This window comes from Mycoplasmopsis mustelae (assembly GCF_004365095.1).
Taxonomy (GTDB): Bacteria; Bacillota_I; Bacilli_A; order Mycoplasmatales; family Metamycoplasmataceae; genus Mycoplasmopsis; species Mycoplasmopsis mustelae.
Genome location: NZ_SOCN01000001.1, coordinates 16,031 through 38,715, shown reverse-complemented (window position 1 = coordinate 38,715; position 22,685 = coordinate 16,031). Strand labels below are relative to the sequence as shown.

General features: G+C 28.4%; 12 protein-coding genes. 7 read left to right on the top strand and 5 right to left on the bottom strand.

Going from position 1 to position 22,685, the window contains the following annotated elements; translation table 4 throughout:
- The first annotated feature begins 231 nt into the window (after positions 1 to 231).
- Positions 232 to 7,860, top strand: coding sequence for a beta-N-acetylglucosaminidase domain-containing protein (locus tag BCF59_RS00150; protein ID WP_134109948.1), 7,629 nt, complete (start codon positions 232 to 234; stop codon positions 7,858 to 7,860).
- A 262-nt stretch (positions 7,861 to 8,122) separates the two neighbouring features.
- Here BCF59_RS00150 and BCF59_RS00145 read toward each other — a convergent pair whose 3' ends face one another.
- Entirely contained in the window at positions 8,123 to 10,387 is a 2,265-nt protein-coding gene (locus BCF59_RS00145) for a DUF262 domain-containing protein (RefSeq protein WP_134109946.1), read from the bottom strand.
- 545 nt (positions 10,388 to 10,932) lie between these two features.
- On the opposite strand from BCF59_RS00145, the gene BCF59_RS00140 reads away from it, so the two are divergent.
- From BCF59_RS00140 to BCF59_RS00120, 5 genes are all read left to right on the top strand, one after another.
- Positions 10,933 to 11,142, top strand: a complete 210-nt coding sequence (locus BCF59_RS00140; protein WP_134109943.1) for a hypothetical protein — start codon at positions 10,933 to 10,935, stop codon at positions 11,140 to 11,142.
- A 420-nt stretch (positions 11,143 to 11,562) separates the two neighbouring features.
- Positions 11,563 to 12,690, top strand: coding sequence for a methionine adenosyltransferase (gene metK / locus BCF59_RS00135; RefSeq protein WP_134109940.1), 1,128 nt, complete (start codon positions 11,563 to 11,565; stop codon positions 12,688 to 12,690).
- Between the two features lie 118 nt (positions 12,691 to 12,808).
- Positions 12,809 to 14,074, top strand: coding sequence for a GTPase ObgE (gene obgE / locus BCF59_RS00130; protein ID WP_134109937.1), 1,266 nt, complete (start codon positions 12,809 to 12,811; stop codon positions 14,072 to 14,074).
- Positions 14,075 to 14,084: 10 nt separating this feature from the next.
- On the top strand, positions 14,085 to 15,881 hold the full coding sequence (locus tag BCF59_RS00125; protein ID WP_134109935.1) for an ABC transporter ATP-binding protein: 1,797 nt from the start codon (positions 14,085 to 14,087) through the stop codon (positions 15,879 to 15,881).
- Between the two features lie 8 nt (positions 15,882 to 15,889).
- Positions 15,890 to 17,824, top strand: a complete 1,935-nt coding sequence (locus BCF59_RS00120) for an ABC transporter ATP-binding protein (RefSeq protein ID WP_134109932.1) — start codon at positions 15,890 to 15,892, stop codon at positions 17,822 to 17,824.
- Positions 17,825 to 17,890: 66 nt separating this feature from the next.
- On the opposite strand, the gene BCF59_RS00115 is transcribed toward BCF59_RS00120, so the two are convergent.
- From BCF59_RS00115 to rpsF, 4 genes are all read right to left on the bottom strand, one after another.
- Complete coding sequence (locus tag BCF59_RS00115) at positions 17,891 to 19,027, bottom strand: HAD family acid phosphatase (protein WP_134109929.1); 1,137 nt, start codon at positions 19,025 to 19,027, stop codon at positions 17,891 to 17,893.
- A gap of 116 nt (positions 19,028 to 19,143) precedes the next feature.
- Entirely contained in the window at positions 19,144 to 19,404 is a 261-nt protein-coding gene (gene rpsR / locus BCF59_RS00110) for a 30S ribosomal protein S18 (protein ID WP_134109927.1), read from the bottom strand.
- Positions 19,405 to 19,415: 11 nt separating this feature from the next.
- Complete coding sequence (locus BCF59_RS00105) at positions 19,416 to 19,979, bottom strand: single-stranded DNA-binding protein (RefSeq protein ID WP_134109924.1); 564 nt, start codon at positions 19,977 to 19,979, stop codon at positions 19,416 to 19,418.
- A gap of 21 nt (positions 19,980 to 20,000) precedes the next feature.
- On the bottom strand, positions 20,001 to 20,414 hold the full coding sequence (gene rpsF / locus BCF59_RS00100) for a 30S ribosomal protein S6 (protein ID WP_134109921.1): 414 nt from the start codon (positions 20,412 to 20,414) through the stop codon (positions 20,001 to 20,003).
- 275 nt (positions 20,415 to 20,689) lie between these two features.
- On the opposite strand from rpsF, the gene topA reads away from it, so the two are divergent.
- On the top strand, positions 20,690 to 22,558 hold the full coding sequence (gene topA / locus BCF59_RS00095) for a type I DNA topoisomerase (protein WP_134109919.1): 1,869 nt from the start codon (positions 20,690 to 20,692) through the stop codon (positions 22,556 to 22,558).
- Positions 22,559 to 22,685 lie beyond the last annotated feature (127 nt).

Here is a 22,685-nt window from a genome sequence, read left to right as displayed (position 1 = left end):
TAATGAACAAATTCCTTAAAAGATAATTATTAAAATTCGCATAATGTTGTATCATATTATTGATATTTTTTATAATATTAAAAATGCTGATAAAAAGTATCTTGTTTATCTAGTTATATTATATCGCTTTTAAGACTTATTTTACCTAGTTATAGCGATATATATATATATATATAAACTGTATATTTCAAAGTTAGATTTAGCTAACTTTCAATTTATTACGGAGGTAATATGAAAATTAATAAAAAGATGAAATTGTTACTTGGTTCATCTGGGATGATAGCTTTAATAGCTTCTGCAGCTTCTATGTCTACAACATCACAGAGCAGTTCAACTACAGCTACATCTAATACTACTACTGCAGATTCGGGGGTTCGTACCACTTATAAGTTTACTCCTACTGTGCAATCAATTAAATATGATACAACTGATACTAATAGCCGTACTTTCTTAGTTACTGATCAAGTTAATTTAGTATTTGAAAATGGAATTGATGATGCTACCAAGAAAGCATATAAAGATGTTTTAGATGCTAAAGGTTTAAAATATACCGAAACTAGAAGATTTTTAAATCATGTAACTAACCTTATTGTAGGAATTAACAATAATGCTGATAAATTAGTTGATGCTAAAATTTATGAATTAGAAGATTCTAAGTTGGATTTAGGAAGTGATTTCTGAAAACAAAATGATGCATATCGTATTTCAACTAAATCAACTGGATTTATTTCAGTTTTAGCAAAAAATACAGATGCAGCATATTATGCTGCTCAAACCTTAGCTCAAGTGTTTAATCAACTTCCTCATCGTGAATTAGAAAAATTTGTAATTCAAGATTTTGCTTCATTAAGTGTGCGTGGATTCTTAGATCAAAGAAATATTAAAACATTAACTTCTGAAGAGCTTTCAACTTGAATGAAATATGGTTCAAAATATAAATTAAATTCATACCTATACGCACCAAGAGATGATCAAAAACGTAGTTCAGACTGAAGAACTTTATATAATCAAGAAGAATTAGATGATAAAATTAAACCATTAGCTGCTTTAGGAAAAGCAAATAAATTTAAATTTGTATATACTGTAAATCCGTTTGCAGATAAAGCTACAGCGATTAAACAAGCAACTTATACTCAGGACTTAGATGTATTAAAAGCTAAATTAATGCAATTAGCAGATGCTGGTGCATCTCAATTTGCATTATTCGCAGATAATGCGAACGTTTTCCCTGAAATTGAACAACAAAATCAAAAACAAGAATTAATACTTAAATTATTAAATGATTTAACATTATGAATTAAAGATGTTGTTAAAGTAGCAAAACCTGATTTTAATACTAAATTAGTTTATTTATTAAATGAGGATGATGGTGCCTACCACGAATGATATCGTGAATTTCCGAGTGATGTTGAAGTGCTTAAATTACCAAGCGGGGGTCAAGATGTCACATTAAAAACAAATGATACATATTCAGAATTTAGTAAAGCTACTGGACGTGGTGCTTCATTGTTATTAAATCTATCTTTAAATCCACAAAATCCAAAAGAATTATTATTTTCTGGTTTAAATAGATATTATCCAATTTTTGATTCAAGTAGTGATTGAAGAGGGTTAAACGGGGTTGTAGTTAGATCAGTTGATAACGTTGATGCCTTAAAATTAGCGTTATATGCTAATGCTAATTATTCATGAAAAGTTTGAAATTCTACATCAGATGCAAGCAAGGTAAAAGACGAAATTATTTCAGAATTTACCAAAATTCAAGACCAAACTCGTTTAGTATCTCGTGCATTAAAAAAACTTGATTTAGTCAACTCAGAAAGCTTTTTAAGTAGTATTTCAACCTTTAAAGCAAGTATTGATAAAGTAACAGGGTTTGCTGCAATTGAAAATCAAATAACAACCACAATAGATGATTTAATTTATAATGCAAGAATCCTACTTAATACCTTACAAGGTTCAGAAGGTTATGAATATATTAAAGAAATTACACCGGAATTAATTCAACTTTATCAATATGCTCAAGTTATTCGTGAATTAATTGAAGCCACTTCTCAAGTTAAAGATCAAAACTTTGACCAAGCCTTAAGTAAGTTCTATGATGCTAAAATTAAATTTGAAGCCGCTGATAAATACTCTACTACAAAACTTCCAGGTTTCACTGAATATCTTAAAAATCCAACAGCAGCAAAATTAAAAGAATTAGAAAATACAGAATTAACAGAAACTACTGTAGAACCAAAAAACGATACTCTTAAAGACTTAGGTGAATTTATATTAAAATGATTACAAGATAATCTTACTTGAAATATTTTTACACCGACTCAAAATGAACAAACTGTCTTTACTAATCTTGGATATTCAAATAGTGACCAAGCGAATTTAGTATATAATTCAGTCTTTTATAAAAATAATCGTGACTTAGCTATTTTTGCATCAAATACTACTAAAGGTGATAACACAAGAAATGCGAGTGGAAAATTTAAAGTAGGCGATTACTTTGGTACTTTATTTAAAAGACCAATTGTATTCAAAGATTTAGCGGTTCAATATTTAGGTGCACCGATGAAAGTAGGATCAAATAATATTAAATTTGACCATTTTAAATATGCTAAAATTCAATATTTATTAGCAGGTGATGATGCTAATGTTAATTCTAACTGACATGATGTTACTGTCTTATCAAAAGACGTTACAACTACAAGCACTATAAAAACTATTACCTCTAGTCCTTTGGCTTTTGAATTAAACGAGCCGACATCAGCTTTAACAACTAAAACATTAGATTCACCTATTGCTAACGTTATTGGAGTTAGAATTCTAAATTCAAATAAATCTGAGAGTTCAACTGAAGCCGGTCAAACTAATGTAAGTTTTAAAATTTTACAATTTTTAGTTAACTCAAAGGAATCAAGTAACAATTTAGAGAAACTTACTATTCATTATGTTCAATCTAACGATTCAACGCGAAGCGATGCGACAACCAATATAGTAGCTACTAATCAAAATGGTCGAACCGATACAAATAACTTAACCGATTCTAAATTTGATACAGATGTTATTTTTTGACATTCTTCAAATGATAAAAACCCAAAAATTAACGATAGTATAGGATTTAAAGTTGATAATGGACCAAAGTATATTTCTTCAATTGTTATTGAACAGGATAAAGAAGATTCTAATGGTCGTGATTCTTTACAAAAAATAGAAGTGGAATATTTTGATGAAGTTTCAAAAACTTGAAAACATTTTGGTTCAGCTAGCGGAAATGATAATATCGTTAATGTAAAAACAAACCAACAATATTTAAGAGTATTTGGTGGCGCTTATACAACATACTTTAGAATTAAATCTCGTGAAAATAAAGGTGGATGATGAAAAGTTTCTGAAGTTAGTGCATATGGTTATAATTCGACAACTGATCCAAAAATTCAGATTTATAATAAAGGGAGTTTATTATTAGCAAATTCAACCTCAGGAATTGGTGATAAAAAAGCTTGAGAATTGGCTGTTGATAAAAATCCAAACACTTTTGTTTCATTTAAAAGAAATAACGGGAATGTTGCAAAAGGTGGTTCAGATTTTATTGATGTAGTTTTTGATCGTCCTACAAATGTTTCACAACTTAAATTTGTACAAGGCGAAAACGCCTTTAACAAGGTTATGGTTGCACCATTACAAAACAATGAGGTCGGAACCGCGATTGAACATCAAACACCAGATAAAACTAGTTATTTTGGATTTGATGCTTCAAAACCATTATACGGATTACGTATATATCCCGCTTCAGATGCAAACGATTTATCACAATGAGATATTGCAGATATTGAAATAAATGATACAACCAACTACACTTGAGCTGGCTTTAATTCTAACGGAGAAGGTGTTGACCGTAGTGGTGTTAGTGTGATTAAAGACGGCAATCAATTTGTAATGTCTAGTGTAACTCCTGGCAATAAAGCAAATCTTATTATTAAACACGGAAAACAATTTGGTTTTGATTTAGGTGCTTTATACGATGTTAAAAGTATTAACCTTGATCAATTTGATAAACCAGACAATATTATTATCCAAGCATCAGCAGATACATCAGAATGACATACAGTAACTAATACTAATGACTTATCTAATTTAGGAAAAATTAGATATATCACATTTTTAAATAATAGAAATTATGTTGATTTAGGTGTTGCAGGTGGGATAACTGGTGATCAATTAGATCAACCATATAAAAAATATATTGATTATGTCCCAGAAACCCCTGATACTACAAAACCAGTAACAACACAGACATTTACTGGTACAGGTAACCAAACACCTACAACTAATCAATTGTTATTTGGTAAAGAAAATCCAGATGAAAATCCTACTTCACTTTCACCAATTTCAAAAGAACCTGCTTTTGTAATTATAGATCCTACAAAAGTAACCTTTAATAAAGTTTCAGTAGTACTTGCTCCTCAAAATAAACAAACCAGACTAGTATCCGGTAATTTAAGATCTTTAAATGATTCAGATAATAATTTATTTGACCAAAACTTTGATACTCAAACAGTATTTGTTGGTATTGAAGCAGATTCATCACCAAAACAAGGTCAATGAGCAATCTATGATTTAGGTTATAATACTACATTAAGTAAATTAAAATTATATGCAAATACTAATTCATATAACTATCCAAGAAATTTAGATGTTTATGTTTCAAATTCAGATGCATCAGATGCAGCATGAACTAAGGTATTAACTATTAATGACGATCCGGATTATAATCAAAAAAGATTACTATATGCAAATACCGGGACTTTAGACACCGCAAATCCTAATTATAAATATTGAGCTAATGATGCTATTGATAATGTTCAAGCAAGATATCTTAAATTAGTAGTAAATGCAGATTATCCAAACAATAGAAATTTAGGTATCACTGAAATTAAAATTAATGATGCTACAGATTATCAACCTGTTAATGATCCAAGATTTAGTGGTGAATTAGTTGAAAAAACTATTAATCCTTATATCAAAACCTATCAAGCTAACCCTGGTGACACTAGTTATCAAGAAGTTAATTTCTATCATCGTCCTGTAGTAATGTTGAATCAGGATTTAAACACTTATTGAGAACCAAAAGCCGACTCAGGAACATTGGCTTACCGTGTGTCAAACGACGAATTTAAAAATAAAGCGTTAAGAGTCGTAAGTTTAGGAACTCCATCAAACGCTACAATTGAAGCTTTATTATTTGATACTTCTAAACATGAGTTTTCTAAGAAAGAACTTGGTACTTTATTTACAAATATTCTTACATTTATGTTACCAAATGAAAAGGATAAAACCTTAGTTGCTTTATCGATAAAATGAAAAGATGGACATAAACCTAAAATAGCTTCATTTGGTGGTGTAGACTCAAGAACTTTACAATCAGTTTCCGTTGATGAAAAAACCAAAGCAGACAATTTATTTAATCCTACTGTAAATACTGGTACAGCTAATTCTACAGCTAATTCAAAAACTGATGAAGATGAAAATGAACTTAATCAACGTACTAAAAAATCTCGAGATGCATTTATAGATGCAAAAACTAAATTAAAAGAGGCAATTAAAGAATATGCAAATCTCGATTTAGAAACCTTTAAACGCATTCGTGCTAATTACTTATCAGCATTTGTCTCAAAGACCTTAAATGCTCAAAGCACTAGAACTCAAATTACTACACCAACTCCAAATGTTAGCGGTAGTTCAACAAATGAACTTCAAACAGCAGAAAATAATCATCAACAAACTCCAGGTGATACTATTATTGATAAATTAGAAATTGCTACTTCATTTACAAAAGATGAATACGCAGAATCAAAACAAAGAGAACAACAAAAACAAACTCAATCAGGTGCTGTTGGATCAACTACATCAACAAACACACAAGCTTCAAGTAGTAGTATCCAACCAAGTAATTCAACTGCCTCTCCTTCACAAACAACAACTTCAACATCTACTTCAAGTACTCCAGGTAGTGCAAATAGTACTACCCCAGCTGCTCAAAGTACACAATCTCAAGATTCAACAGCAGATACCAAAGTATACCTAGTACGTGATAAGACATTTACAAAAAATAGTGAAACAAAAACTTATAGTGATGCTAGTTGAAACGCATATTTAGATGCCGTAACTGAAGCTAAAGTTGCTTTATTAGATAAAGAAAACATTTCATATACCCTTGCAGATAGTTTATATAAAAAACTTGTAACAGCTAAAAATGCTTTAACAGCAGCAACTGCGACAACACCAGTTGATTATAGTGCTCAAAGTGCACAATTAGATGTTCAAAGATTTAATGCTTTAGATGCAAATTTATATAACTTTGATACCTATAATAGTTTAAAAACTTTAGTAACTAACTATAATGGAACTAATAATAAAACAACTGATATTAATAATACCTTTGTAACTAACTTTGATACAGCATACCAAGCATTAACAAAGAATTTAACTGGTGCTGCTAAAGACGAATATCAACAATACCGTGATGCAACTGCACTTGGTTTTGTTGATAAGTATCAAACTTTATTCCCTGAATTATCAAATCAAGTTTTAGATGCTGTTGCTGAATCAGATCAAACAATAAGTCAAAAAGAATTTGTTACTGCTAAAGATTACCAAGACGTTTTAGCTCAACTAAAAACAAAATACCAAGCAATTGAAACTTTACGTAATAATGATTTAGCTAAATATCAACTTCTAACAGCTAATCCAATTTCAAACCAAGAAAATGTATATAGCTTTGATTCATTCCAAAAATACCAAGCTGTTCTAGACCGGATTACTACACGTCTTGCAAATAAAGAACATATTGCAAAATTAGATATTGCTGTTGATGCTGAAATGTTAGAAACCGCTGTAGCACAATTACAAGTTGCAGATGGTGATACTGCTAAAGTTGCTGCTAAAGCTGAAGCAGAAGCTATCTTAGCTAAATTAGATAATAAAGGAAATTACCAAGATTTATTAAATAACCCTGATTTATCAAATGATGCTTTAACTAAGATCTTAGCTAACTTACACGCTAACTACGCATATCAAGAATGAAACAAATTTAATTTGGCTCAAATAAAAGTACGTAACAAAATTAAACAAGTTAGTGAACCAAAGCTAAAAGATATCTTTAATATAGACTTTAACGCTGCTTTAACTACTGAAGCATTAGCTGCTTTAGAACCAAAAGTAGATGCACAAATCAAGTTAGAAACAGATTTTGCTAATGCTAAAGCCGCTGCTTTAGAAGCAACCAATGCGATCCAAGCAAAACAATTAAGAGATGAAACTAACAAATCAATTGATTCTACCACAGATACCGAAGCCTTACAAACATTAAAAGCTAAAGCAGATGAAATTACTGCATTAGAAACAAGTATTTTAAAAGTAGTTTCAACTAATGAGGAATTAACTAAAAATGCTCAAGCTGAAATCTTAAATGCAGATACTGTTGGTACTTTAAAAGATATTTTAAAGGCCTACCAAACAGCTTCATATATAAATCTTAGAGATCAACTGAAAGCTGAAATTGCTAAGGTTAAAGGTAACGAACAAAGAAAAGCTCTACAAGCTCGATTAGATGCATTAGAAAGTAATGCTGATTATGATCAAAAAATCATAGAATTAAACAAAATCAGTACTCAAACAAAAACCGAACTACAAAATCAAACAAAATCTAATGCTACAATTAATTCTAATAATCAATCACAACAAACAACTCCTGCTAAAGGAGTTTCAGGAGGTGTAATTGCTGCTATTGTAATATCATTAGCAGTTGCGGCAATCTTAGCTGCTACCGCAGTTTGACTATACCTTAAAAAACGTAAAAAATAATTAATAAAATAACTATAACCAAGTTATAGTTATTTTTTATGTCTTTACTTGATGAAATATATAACATGAATTCTAATAACTGTAAATTCATAAAAACTTTAGTATTTTTAATAGAGTGTGAATTATGTTGCAGCGATGTTATACTTCATCCACTAGACTGATCCTAAATTTATAATTTATTTAGGTTTTTGAAGTTTTATAGACAATTTTATTAAATAAATCAAGGCGGAATAATATGCTCCGCCTTGATTAACTTTTCTATTTATTTTTTCGAAAATATTTCAAAGTAAATTTTTAAAATTTGAACACTGCGTTCTTGGATGGAGTTAATGATTTCTTGTTGATCATCTTCGGAAGTAAAGATTGAGGCAAATAAATCTATACCGGATTTTAAAGTATTATTATTCTCGTTAAATCCTAAAACTGTAAAATTTTTTTTATCTGTATTATTTTCTACTGCTTTTTTATTTTTTTGTTCTTTTGTTTCTTTATTTCTTAAAAATGAATTAAGTGATTTAGTTATTAAAGAACCATTACCAATTCTTTCTTTATATAAATTATATTCATTATCGTTTCATGTTGATAAATTTTGAGAAGTATTTGGTTTTTTATTTGGTAATATATGTTCAAAATTATAGTTATGATCAAAATTTATCATATCATAATTTCTATTTAAATATTTATCATCATCTTTCTTTAAATCATTGATATAACTATTTATACGTCTGAGAATAATTGTTTTTTCTGTATTGCTAATAAGTAATTTATCTAATTTCTTCAATCTTTCTTCTTTTTTATCTGGGTTGTTTAAATCATTTAATAAGTCATCTATATCATTATAAAGATCAGCAAATTTAAGATTTTCTGAAATTTTACTTAGTTCACTTTGAACTTCTTTTAAATCAATACTTATTAATTCATCTCTATTTTTAATATTCTCTTTTATTTTGAATGATAATTCCATCATTTTTGGGGCTAATGATTGTGAATTATAATTAAAAAATTTTCAATTAACAGCAAATTTCTCTAATTCAAATAAAACTTCTTGACATTCATGAATATTCTTTAAATATCGTTTTTGATTATTTTTATCATTATCTTTTTTACTTAAAATTTCTAAATCAAATAATTTAAATTCCTTTAATAAAGTAAAGATAGGATAGAAAAATATATTTTTATTTCCTAAACTAGTTATATGTCTAATTTGCTCTTTTATAAATCAAATTTCTTTTATATTATTTAATTGTTCAGATAGTTTTTTTATACGTTCATTTTTATTTATAATTTTTTTATATTCTTCTTCTCTTTTTTTGTTGTATGATATAAAATTAAAAATTAATAAGTCATTTATAAATAAATCATCTTCTAATTTTGTGAATTTATATTCGTTTAATGATTGAATTGGTAATTTTCTTGTGATTAATTCATCAAATTTTTTGATAAAAAATTCAAGAGTTTTTGTTGGTTTTTTAATTTCATCTTCATTTAATAAATTATTGTTAATGAATAATGAATATAAGAAAACAGATAATAAATCTTTTATGACTCCACCATTTAAATTTGTTGATTTTCTAAAATATATATTTCATGTTTTATCAAATAAATTTAGTGAGGTCTTTATTTTGTTATTATCAAGTCAGTCTTGTTCTTGTTTTTTACTATTCTTATTTTGAATTAATTTAGAATATAAATTGTTTTTGAGTAAATCTGTAAGTTCAAGCGGTTTAGAATAGAGATTAATGTTTTCATAAATTTTACTTGATTCATGTTCGGAACTCACTTTGATTAAAGTAACATTTATTTTTATACATTCCATAAAGAATTTAACGAACTTTTTAAATTCTTCGATATCATTCATGTTTTCGAAAAAATCTGAAAGTTTTTTATAAATATGTTCGAAAATATTAAACATTTTTTTATCATATTCATCTAAATCTGATATGTCACCTTTAAATATTTTTACTATGTAATTTAGGTGGTCGCTGCCAAATTTTTCTTCTATTTCATGAATTTGTTTGTTTATAAAATTAAAATTGAAAAATTTTTCTTCTGAATTTGATAATGTTTGTTTATTTTTATAAAATTTTGCATTAAAATAATATTTAATTAGTGCAACGGTTATTAAAAATAAAGTTGTTGTTCTTTGTTGACCATCAATAATAACCGGTTTGTTATCATGATATGTTAATATAATATTATTTAAAAACAACTTTTTATTTAAAAATATTTTAATTCTTTGATTGTTATTTTTATTATCCATTTCAATAATTGATGCTTTATCTATGATGTTCTGTAATAAACCATCAATAGTTTCTTTAGTTCATTCATAATGTCTTTGAAAAATTGGTATAGAAATTTTATTATTCGAGTAAAAAAATAAGTATTGATATAAATTAGGAAGAAAACCTATAATTTGTTTATCTCCGATACCATCAGGATCGATATTTTCTTTTTTATCTTCGTAAAATTTATTTCCATTTTCAAAGTTTTTCTTTGATAAATCTAATAAATATTCTTTTTCTTTCATATATTCCTTTCTTTAGTTGCGATAAGCGTGTTATATAAAAAACAAAAATGTCTTATTCGTGATAACTTAAATAAGTATATTTTTTGCTTAATCATTTATAGTAAAATTCGGTTGAAGTCTTATATATAGTAAAAAAATAATCATATAAGACTCCTTTTTTAATTTTACAAATTAAGTACAAAATAATATTACCAGAAAATACAATGAACGTCAAATTAAATAAAGCAATTAGTTATTTAATTTACTTCTAAGTACATGTGTTATTATTAAAATGAAGCTAATTTTTAATTTAATATGATAAGATACATTTATCATTTATTACATGAAATTTAAAAATAATTATGGAAATTGAGTTAAAAAAGAAAAATTAATCAAGATTTATTTAAATAACTATCTTTCAAAGACAGATGATAAAATAACCAAACTTTCAAATGCTTTTTTAAAACAAAATTTAATATAAATTTAACAAGAACGAATATTTTGTTTTAGTAAATCAAGGTTATATTTCACTTAGAAACAATGTAAATATCCATGATAGTAATTTTGTGAATGCCGCAATTGCTATCGCAAATGGTTATAAAACATTACATTTAAATAAATTAACTTATCAATCAGATTATTGAAAAATCCAATTAATACCCCATTTAGTAAACAATCCTAATTTAGATCAATATATTAATGATTTTTTTAAAACTAAAATAAAAATAATTATTAGTGATGTTATAAAATTAGAAAAATTTTTAGGTATGTATTAATTATAAAAATTATTCAAAGCAACTTATTAATAGCATTAAAGCACAGGTACATTTTGAAAACTTAATTATCACTAAGTTAGAAGCAACTAATATTGTTAATGAATATCATAATAACCCTCAATTTAATCATCAAAAATTTTTTATTGCTTATAATTTAAAAGAAGCATGAAAATTTTTTTTAAAATGAAATTCAATGAAATCAAAAAATATTTAAATCTTTTTAAAACTGTGCTATACTACTTAAACCATATTAACTAAAAATATGGCTGCATAAAGAGTATGGTAGTTAGACAACTATAACCATTGCCAACCGGTTTTAAACCAAGGTGGATAGTCAGGGGGAATTAATTTCCTAACATGCATAAGACCATCTTTTTTATGCCTCTATTTATCTATTAAACTTAAACAGAGGAGAATTAAATGCGTAAATTATTTACAAGCGAATCAGTTGGAAGAGGACATCCTGATAAGGTATGTGACCAAATTTCTGATGTGATTTTAGATGCTTATTTAACTTTAGATCCTAATGCTAAAGTTGCCATAGAAACAATGGCTAGCGGACATAATATTTTCATTGCCGGAGAAGTAAAATCTGATGCTTCAGTTGATGTAATTGAAATTGCTAAAAATATTCTTAAAATTTTAGGATATTACACAACTGATACTAGTTTTATCACCGATATCAGACACCAAAGCCCAGATATTGCACAAGGTGTAGAATTAGGTAATGAAATTGGTGCTGGTGACCAAGGAATTATGTTTGGTTATGCAACTAACGAAACCAAAGTATATATGCCTTTAGCAATTACAATTGCACATCAATTAGTAAAAACCGCCGAAGAATTAAGAATAAATGGAGATTTTAAATGAGCTAAAGCTGATATGAAATCTCAAGTAACCTTGGATTATACAGACTTAGAAAATGTGAGTGTTGATACTATTTTATTAAGTATTCAACACTCAGAAAAATATCAAGAAGTAGAATTTAAAAACTACATTAAAAATAAAATTATTTTACCTACTTTAGCTAAATTTAATTTAGCTAAACCTAGACAAATTTTAATTAATCCAACTGGTAAATTTGTTATTGGTGGACCGATTGGTGATACCGGTTTAACTGGAAGAAAAATTATTGTAGATACTTATGGCGGTGCTTCTAGACACGGTGGCGGTGCTTTTAGTGGTAAAGATGCTACTAAAGTAGATCGTTCAGCCGCGTATGCAGCGAGATGAATTGCTAAAAACGTCGTTGCTGCCGGCCTTGCCGATCGTGTTGAAATTCAGTTGGCTTATTCAATCGGTATTGCACAACCTATTTCAATATTGTTGGAAACCTTTGGTAGTGAAAAAGTATCTAAAGATCAAATCTTATCAGCAATTTTAAAGACTTTTAAACTTACCCCCAAAGCAATCATAGATACTTTAGGTTTAAGAAAACCAATATATGCTAAAACTGCATATTTTGGACACTTTGGACGCGATGATATAGATTTACCTTGAGAAAGGTTAAATAAGGTTGATGAACTCAAACAAAATTTAAAATCATAATAATGATAAAACTACTTTTTTACAAATATTAAGGTAAAAAAGTAGTTTTAGTTATTTTGGCATCAAAACTTAGTCATCAAAATATGATATAATTAAATTCAATACAAAAGAGGTAAAAATGGCTAAATTTATTGATGAAGTTAGTGTATATTTACAAGCTGGTAAGGGTGGTGACGGAATGATTTCATTTCGTCGTGAAGCACACGTAGATCGCGGTGGACCTGATGGCGGTGATGGAGGTCGCGGTGGTCATATTTATTTTGTTGCTGATACCGGAAAAAATACCTTACTAAGTTTTTATAAAAACAAGCATATTACGGCTGAAAATGGAGTTAAAGGTGGTCCAAAAAACCTTTACGGAGCCAATGCAAAAGACACTTATATAAAAGTACCGTTAGGTACTTTGGTTTATAATAAAAATAAATTGGTAGCTGATGTTATTAAGTTAGATACTCCTTATTTGGTGGCCAAAGGTGGTAAAGGAGGTCGCGGCAATCATAAATTTAAGACCTCTAAAAATACCGCACCAAAAATCGCTGAAAATGGGATGCCGGGTGAAAAATATGAAGCAAAAATAGTTTTAAAAATTTTATCTGATGTTGGGGTTGTTGGTAAGCCTTCGGCCGGGAAATCCACATTTTTAAACGCAGTTTCAAATGCACATGCAAAAGTTGCCGAATATGAATTTACCACTTTAGTACCACAATTAGGAATGGTACAGTTTCACGAAAACTCCTTTACTGTAGCTGATTTACCCGGTTTAATTAAAGGAGCGTCATTAGGCAAGGGATTAGGAATTCAATTTTTAAAACACATTGAACGTTGTAAAGTTATCGCACATATTATAGATTTTGGAAGTGCCGAGAAAGATCCGATTGAAGATTTTGAAATCATTAACAATGAATTAAGATCTTATAATTTAAAATTAGAAGCAAAACCTCAACTGATAATCGCTAATAAAAGCGATTTAGAAAACTTTAACTCTCATCTACAAGCATTTAAAGCAAAATATCCTAATGTGAAAGTGATTGCCATTTCTGCAATTTTTCGCGAGAATTTAGAGAATGTAAAAGCTAATTTATGACAATTACTACAACAAACTGCTTATACACCAATTGAAAATCCGAAAGACGAAGTTAAAGTTATTAATTTTGAACCGGATTTTATAGTTAAAAATCCTTACAAAGGATATTTTGATGTTAGCGGTAAAAAAGTAGAGGAGTTATATTATAAAATTCCAATTAATACATATGATAACTTATTAAGATTTAATAATATCTTAAAAAAAATTGGTGTATGAAACGAATTAATTCGTCGTAACATCCAAAAAGGAGATATTGTCAGTATCTATGGATTTGAATTTGAATGAGAAGATGAGAAGTAGGCGGTAATAAATGATTAAAATGTTTAAAATACTACCTAGTAGTCTTAAACGACAATTTTATATCGGAACTTTTTTAATTATTGTTAATGTTTTAATTACAATGTTTATTCCGATTTTAATTTCTCAATTTCTCCCACTTTTGATTAATTCAACTGGTCAATATCAAATTATTATTTTTAATATAACTGCATATACTTCTAATAATTTTTCTAATACTTTAGGGTTACTACTAGGAATAACGCTTGGAATGATTGCATTTTCAGCGCTTATGTCTATTTCAGGGTTGTTAATAATAGTTTGAGCCGGCGAAAAAGCCTCTAATTATTATCGTGATGCACTCTTTTGTAAATATCAAATTCTTTCACTAAAAGAGATCGCACATATTACCCCAGAAAGTTTAATCACTAGAATTAACGATGATGTTGCTGTCTTTTGAGACTTTTTAATTGGAGCATCAACTACATTAATTAAAGCACCATTTTATATTATCACTGGTTTAATTTTTGCATTCTTAACTGATGTTCCACTCACTTGAGCAATCATTGCCGTAATTCCTTTGTTGTTATTTGTAATGACTTTTATTTTCAAATATGTAAGACCACATATTATGAAAAATCGTAAAAATTTGGATGCTATTACCAAAGAATCTGATGAAAATATTTTAGGAATTCGATTTATTCAAGCGTATAATCTACAAGATCAACAATATGCAAAATTTAAGGCTGCTAACCGTAAATGAAGATCAACAGAAAGCAGTATTTTCTCTATTTTTTCATTAGCAATGCCTGCTTTTTTCTTTATTATTAACCTTATTGTAGTTTTTATTTATTCGGCTGCATATGTGATTTTGGATAAAGATCATTCCCTTGCAAATACCACACAATTAATTGCTAAAATTAATGCGTTTATGGAATATGAATTTATTATTGCTTTTGGGATTAGCAGTTTTAGTCAGTTTTTAGGCACCTTATTTCGTGCTAGAGTATCCGCTCAAAGGATTACATATATTTTAGATTTTCAATCTAGTGATCGACCTTTTGAAACTAACTTATTATTAAGTAATCAAAACAAAGCAGCCTATAGTATTGAATTTAAAAATCTTAATTTTAAATACTTTGAAACCTCTGAAGATTATGTTTTAAAAGACATTAATTTCAAATTAGAATCAGGACAAACCTTAGGAATTATTGGGCCAACCGGTTCTGGTAAATCTACTTTAGCTAATTTATTGGTTAAAAATATGCAATATCTCGATGGGAATATTTTAATTGATGGTAAAGAAGTTAATCATATAGATACCAATGATTTACGTAAAGATGTCGGAATTGTTTATCAAGATGCGCTTCTTTATTCGGGAAGTATTAAATCTAACTTGCTATTTGCTAAAGAAAATGCAACTGATTTAGAATTACAACAAGCATTGAATGCTTCGTGTGCAGATGAATTTGTAGAGAATTTTAGCGATAAATGAGACCACGAAGTAGGACAACGCGGCAAAAACCTTTCTGGAGGTCAAAAACAAAGACTAACCATTGCACGTACTTTGTTAATTAAACCTAAAATTCTTATTTTAGACGATTCAACTAGTGCTTTAGATAACATTACTACTAAAAAACTGATTTCTAATTTAAATAGAGATTATCAAACTACTAATATTATTATTACACAAAAAATCAATTCAATTAAGCACGCTGATAAAATCTTGGTTTTAGATAAAGGACGCATTATCGCATCTGGAACACATAATGAATTGATACAAAATTGTCAATGATACTGAGATGTTAATTATAATCAATTAGAACAATAAGGAGTAAGATGAAAAAAACTCATTCAAATTGAAAAACTTTTAAGATTTGACTTGCTTTTATCAAACCAGATCGTAAACTAATTTGATTTGCAATTTTGTTTTCAGCGATTAACTCAGTAGCTTATATTGGTGGAAGTTTTTTAATTGGTTATATTATTAATGCATTTTTTGAACCCTTAGCTAAAGGTGCCTTACAATGAGAAAATTTTAATGCATTAAAATTTTGATTATTACTAGGAACCTTAGTTTTAATCTATTTAATTTATGCTGCTTTTAAATATTTAGAAAACTTATTTTATGTCAAAATTAGTTTTAAAGCTGCAGGCCGGGTGCGTAATAATTTAATTGCTAAATTATTAAAACTACCGATTGCATATTATGATCATAATAAAACCGGAAATTTAATTTCTAGTTTAATTGTTGATGTCAATAATATTGCCTTGTCTTTATATCAGAGTTTAACTCAAATTATTGCTGCTTTCTTTAGCATTAGCTTATCTATTTTGATGATGTCGCTAATTTCAGTTGCATTAACTTTGATTGTAGTTCCGATCTCGTTATTGATGTTCGGTGGAATTGTTTTATTGATTAAAAAATCGCAACCTTATTTCATTAGAGTTCAAGACGCATTTGGTGAACTTAATGCATTCGTTGAAGAAATGCTAGCCAACACTAAAATCACCAATTCATTTAACCGTCAAGCATTAATTAATAGTGAACTTAAAAAGATTACTAAAAAAATTCGTCATATTGCTTTTAAAGGAGATATGATAACCAAGAGTTTAGAAACTATTTATTATGTGATTTCTAACTCAATTATTTTAGTGATTTCTGTAATTTCTGCCTTATTTTATTTATACAACCTTAGCGTTTGAGGAGTAGCTGGTTTAGGGGCTGATATCAAGGGCAAAGCAACTGCCGCGCTGATCTTTACTTATATTTCTTTAAATTGAAATTTTATTGGCCCATTTCAACAAGTTTTAGCAACAGTTTTTAACGCTCAAGTCGGAGTTGCCGCAACTACCCGTGTTATTCGGATTTTAAATGCCGTTGAACCTTCTAAAGCAGCTGAAAAAATTCGAATTGTTAAAATTGCTTATAATGAACAAAAGCAGCAATATCAAGAAACTAATAAAAAAGATCCATTTGGATTTGCGGCTTATAAATATATAGATGCTAATACCCAAGAAGTCACTTATAAATCTGTTAAAGGTGAAGTAGTTTTTGATAATGTTTATTTTAAATATAATGAAAATTCAAAACATTATCAACTGAAAGGAGCATCATTTAAAGCGAAGCAAGGTAAAGTGATTGCCATCGTTGGGCCTACTGGCGCCGGAAAAACTACTATTATTAACCTAATTTCAAAATATTATGATTATCAAAAAGGAAGTATTAAAATTGATGGAAATGAATTAAAAGAAATTAATTCAGAAGATTTAAAAGATATTTTGACCATTGTACTACAAGATTCGTTTTTATTTAATGAAACTATTTTAGCAAATTTAAAGATGACCAATCCCGATGCTACAACGCAAGAGATTGAACAAGCAACCGAAATGACTCAAGCACATCACTTTATTCAAAATATGGAAAAAGGTTATCAAACACCGATTGAAAATAACGGAATGAATATTTCGCAGGGACAAAGACAATTGTTATCTTTATCTCGTGCAATTTTATCAAATCGTAATATTTTGATTTTAGATGAGGCAACTTCAAACATCGATTCAAGTACTGAACGTATCGTTCAAAAATCAATGTTGCATTTAATGCAAAATCGTACTTCATTTATCATTGCACACCGTTTAAGCACGATAAAAAATGCTGATTTAATTTTAGTTGTTAATGATGGAGAAATCATTGAAAGTGGTACACATCAACAACTCTTAGCTTTGGGTGGTTTTTATAATAATTTATACAAATCACAATTTGATGAATAAACCAAGAAGATCTTTGATTTATTTTTTAATAAAAATCAGCCTATAATTTAGGCCGATTTTTAAGTATTAAGAGTTCTTTTGTTGTGATGGAGTTCATTTTAAAGCGTTAGTTAAATCTTCAACAGTTTTTAGTTTTTTATCATTTGTAAATCCGTTAAAACCAGCAGCTAAACCACTAACTCATCCACCGTATGATGCGTTACCACCGATTTGCACATAACCTTCAGCTCAACTTTCTTCGCTTTTTATTGCATTGCCTTGAGCATCTTTGGTATATTTAATACCTTTAACGTTTGAATCAAAGTTTCCAAATAATTTTCCAAGTTCTTTATTTACTATATCTTTACGTTGTTCATTTGTTTGATTTGCTGATCTAATATCATTAAAATCATCAAAGTTATCACCAATACGCATTACTGTTTTTAAAGACACTGCATCACCAAAATCTTGTCCATTTACAGATAAGTTTCATTTTTTAGAATTTACTAAATTCATACGTTCTTCTTTGTGTGATTTAATACGCTTTCCATTTTCGTCTTCTTTGATGTTAGCTCAAGGTTTATCTGTGTTTAAATCCACACCTTGCATCCAAAAAACTCAATCAGGTAAATATGCTTTATTTAAACCTTCCTTAATTAAATTTTCACGTGTTGGAATTAATTGGTTTTTTTGTTCTCTGTTTGAATTAAACATAACAATTCCACCTTTTTTATAAACGTGATCTATAAATTCAAATGCACCAGGTATTTTTTTAGATACTTTATCTTGAACGAATTCATTTCATGTTTCAGGTGAAAATGATGCATTATTAGCTACTAATCAATGTTGATAACCAAAGTTATCTAAGATAGTTTCATCGATGTCCATGAATACTACTGGAATTGATTTGTTTTCTGAAGTATTTGAAACAGTTAATTTTGAAGTTTTTGGATCAATCTTGGCTTTATCCAATTCGAATACATTTTTTTGGCTATCAACTAAAGCATCAAATTGTTTCATAGCAGAACGATATTGAGAAAGCGCCATTGCATCTCTTTCGGCCGAAACACTGTTTCATAGATTAGAAAATACGCCCTGATCACTTAAGATATTGAATTTATTTCCTTGAGGTTTTTCGGTTGGCCCACAAGCAGCTGCGATCGCAACGGTTGGAACAGTAGCAACGAATGCTGCCGAAGTTAAAATAATTTTTTTAAATTTCATATTGTTTTATTTTCCTTTATTTTGTTTGACATGTACTAAAAATATTTTAATATATTATTTCAAAATTATAAATAAAAATACAGCAAATGCTGTATTTGAAGATTTATTATATTGTATTATTTTGCTAAATTACGAGCACGAATGACTACGTAAGGCATTAATGCGACATATCTCGCTCTTTTAATTGCATTAGCTACTTTTCTTTGGTGTTTAGCACAAGTTCCGGTCATAGCTTTTGCTTTGATTTGTCCGGTTGCTGAAATGTATTTGTTTAATAATTCAACATTCTTGTAATCAACATAGTTGATTCTTTCTTCACAAAAAGCACATACTTTTTTTCTATTAGAAAAAGCTTTTTTACGTTTATTAAAAGCCATAATTCTCCTTTTTAATTAAAAACATCGATGTCCTCATCTACAATATCTAAGTCATCTAAATCGTGTAGTTTTTCATCAACAGATTTTTTGTTTTCGAAAACTTCATTTTTTGAATTTTCAGTGTTTAGATTTGTGGACAAATTTACATCTTTTGAAAATTGATTTGTATTATTAAATGAAGTAAAAGTTGGGTTTTCATAGGTAGTTTTTTTAGTAAAATCATCAAATGTACCACGTTGTTTTAGTCTTTCATCGGTTACACGTTTTGATTCTAAGAAAGTGATATTATCCACATGTACATCTAAAGCACGAATTGTTTGATTAGTTTTTGATGAAACATATGAATTAGATTGTAATGTTCCTTCAATTGCGATTAAGCTTCCTTTTGGAACTGAATTCTTAAATAAAACGGCATTTGTACCTCAAGCAACTAATGGAATAAAATCAGTTACATCATTTTTAGATTGTATTCTTCTTTGAACTGCTAATGTTAGACGTACATAAGGTGTACCTGATGATGTGCTATTTAATTCTATATCAGTGGTAGTTCTACCAATTAAAATAACCTTATTCATTATTTACCTCATTTATTAAAATTATTTTGCTTCTGTTTCGGCAGGTTTATAAACTCTTGGACGTTTTTTGAATTTATCTGCTTCATCAGTAGGTTTTGTTTCTCTTTTTGTGAAAGTTCTTTTTGGTTTTAGATGTTTTGATTCTTTTTTAGGTGTTAAACCTTTTTCTGAATCTAAGTTAATTACTAAAGTTCTTCAAATTTCTTTAGTAATATTTACACGTCGTGTAAATTCTTTTGGGCTATCAGCATTTGCTTCAACTAATGCTAAAACATATTGCGCATGTTTTGATTTATTAATTTCATACGCTAATTCGTGTCTATCTAATTTTTCGGCCTTTTTGACACCTTGACCGAAAACATCAGAAAGTAAATCAAAAGCCACCTTAACATCAACTTTTGGATTTACAATCATCATAATTTCGTATTTATTCATTACTTAATTAAAATTTCTCCTTATGGTCATTTCTGGGCTAAATTAGCCAAGGAGTATTGCAATATAATACTCAAAATAAATTCTACCATTTTGCATTAGATTTCCAAAAAATATATCAAACTATTTTAGTTAGTTATAAGTGCTTTTTAATTTATTTCATGATCATTATATAATAGTGATTAAATAAACTTAAAATCATTTAATTAAGTCAATAAGAAATAAAAATTTTAGTAATTAAAAAACTAAATTTAAAAAATATTGTATTATATTAAGATATGAAAAATTTAGTAATCGTCGAATCACCAAATAAAGTTAAAACCATTCAAAAGTATTTAGGAGATGATTTTAAAGTTGTAGCTTCTGTCGGTCATTTTCTTAAAATGAAAACTGATGGAGTTTATGGTTTAGGAATAGATTTTGAAACTTGAGAACCAAAATATAGTTTAGATTCAACTAAAAAAAATATTGTGAAAGAAATTAAGGAATTAACTAAAAATTCTGAGCATATTTATATTGCAACCGACCCCGACCGTGAAGGCGAAGCAATCGGTAGTCATTTAGTTACATACTTTAAGCTAAATGATAAATATTCTCGTATTAAATATAATGAAATTAGTGAAGAAGCGATTTTAAACGCTCTTAAAAAAGCGAGCCCTTTAGACGAAAATTTAGTTAATGCTCAAAAATCACGAAGAATGTTAGATCGGATTATTGGGTTTAGAGTTACTAATTTAATTAAAAATAAATTTAAAAATTCTCCAGGTCTACCGACTGCGGGTCGAGTACAATCTGTGGCTTTAAAACTAATTGTAGATCGCGAAAAAGAAATTGAGGCATTTGTACCTGAAGATTTTTATAAACTTAATGCTTTAGATGCTAAAGGCCAAGTTTTAGCAAATTATTTTAATACTAAAAATCCCGAAGATAAACGCGAATGAGTTCTAAAGGATGAATATCCTGAAATGTTTAAGTATTTTCAAACATCAAAGAAAGAACTTAAAGTAGTTGATATTAAAATTTCTAAGCGCAAGATGAGTGCTATTACGCCGTTTAAGCAATCAGTTTTATATAAACGTAGTCCTTATTCAGCCGCTTCCACTCAAATAATTATTCAAAAGCTTTATGAAGGATTTGGTGATGGTGGTTTGATTAGTTATCCAAGAACTGATAGTACTAGAATGTCGGAAGGTTTTATTAAAAAAACACAAGCTTTCATTAAAGACAAATATGGTTCTAACTATGTTGCTGAAAACGTTAAGGGTGTGAGTGGTGATCAAGATGCTCATGAGGCAATTAGAATTACTAATTTTAATCTAACTCCGCAACTTGCAAAAACAACTTATCCTGAAATGACTGACCGAGAATTAGCAATTTACACTCTCATTTATAACAATACCTTTCAGTCTTTAATCGCACAACCAATTCGTGAAAGTACCTTATTTACCTTTCAAAACGGTGATTACTTGTTTAGAAAATCATTCTCTAGAGTTTTATTTGACGGTTACTACATCATTAACAAAGAAACCGAAGATGAAGTCAATCCTAATTATAAATTAGGTGATGTGATACCTGTAGATAAATTTGAATTTTTAGAATACCAAACTCAACCTGAACCAAGATATAATGATGGTAGTTTGATAGAAAAATTAGATGAAATTAAGGTAGGTCGTCCATCTACTTTTGCTTCTACTGTTAATATAATTAAAAATCGTGGTTTTGTTGTTCCAGATAAATCTCCACTTATACCAACAGATTTTGGTAAAAAAGTAAGTAAAGCACTCAATGATTCATTCTCAGAAATTTTTAACGAAAAATATACCGCTTATGTCGAAGAACAATTAGATAAAATTGCAGAACATCAATTACAAAAAGATTCAGTAATGCAAGAATTTTGACAAAATTTTGAATTAAAAATTAAAGATGCATCAAATCACATGGAGGTTGTAGTTTTTAAATTACATGAATTACAAAGACCATGTCCGAATTGTGGTGGTGTTTTAGTGATTCGTAGCAATAAAAAAGGTCAAAAATTTATTGGATGTAAAAGTTTTCCAACATGTAGACACTTAGAAAGTTGCAACGATACTGAATGTCAAGCAGAAAATAGCATAAATAATCAAATAGAGGAAGAATTCACTGAATAGTGATATAATAAAATACAAGCCTCAAAGCTACACTACAAAATTTAAACTAAATAGTGTAGCTTTTTTAATCTATTAAAATTTTACTTACTTGTAAAATGTGAATAATAATGAATATTTTTAAAAAATT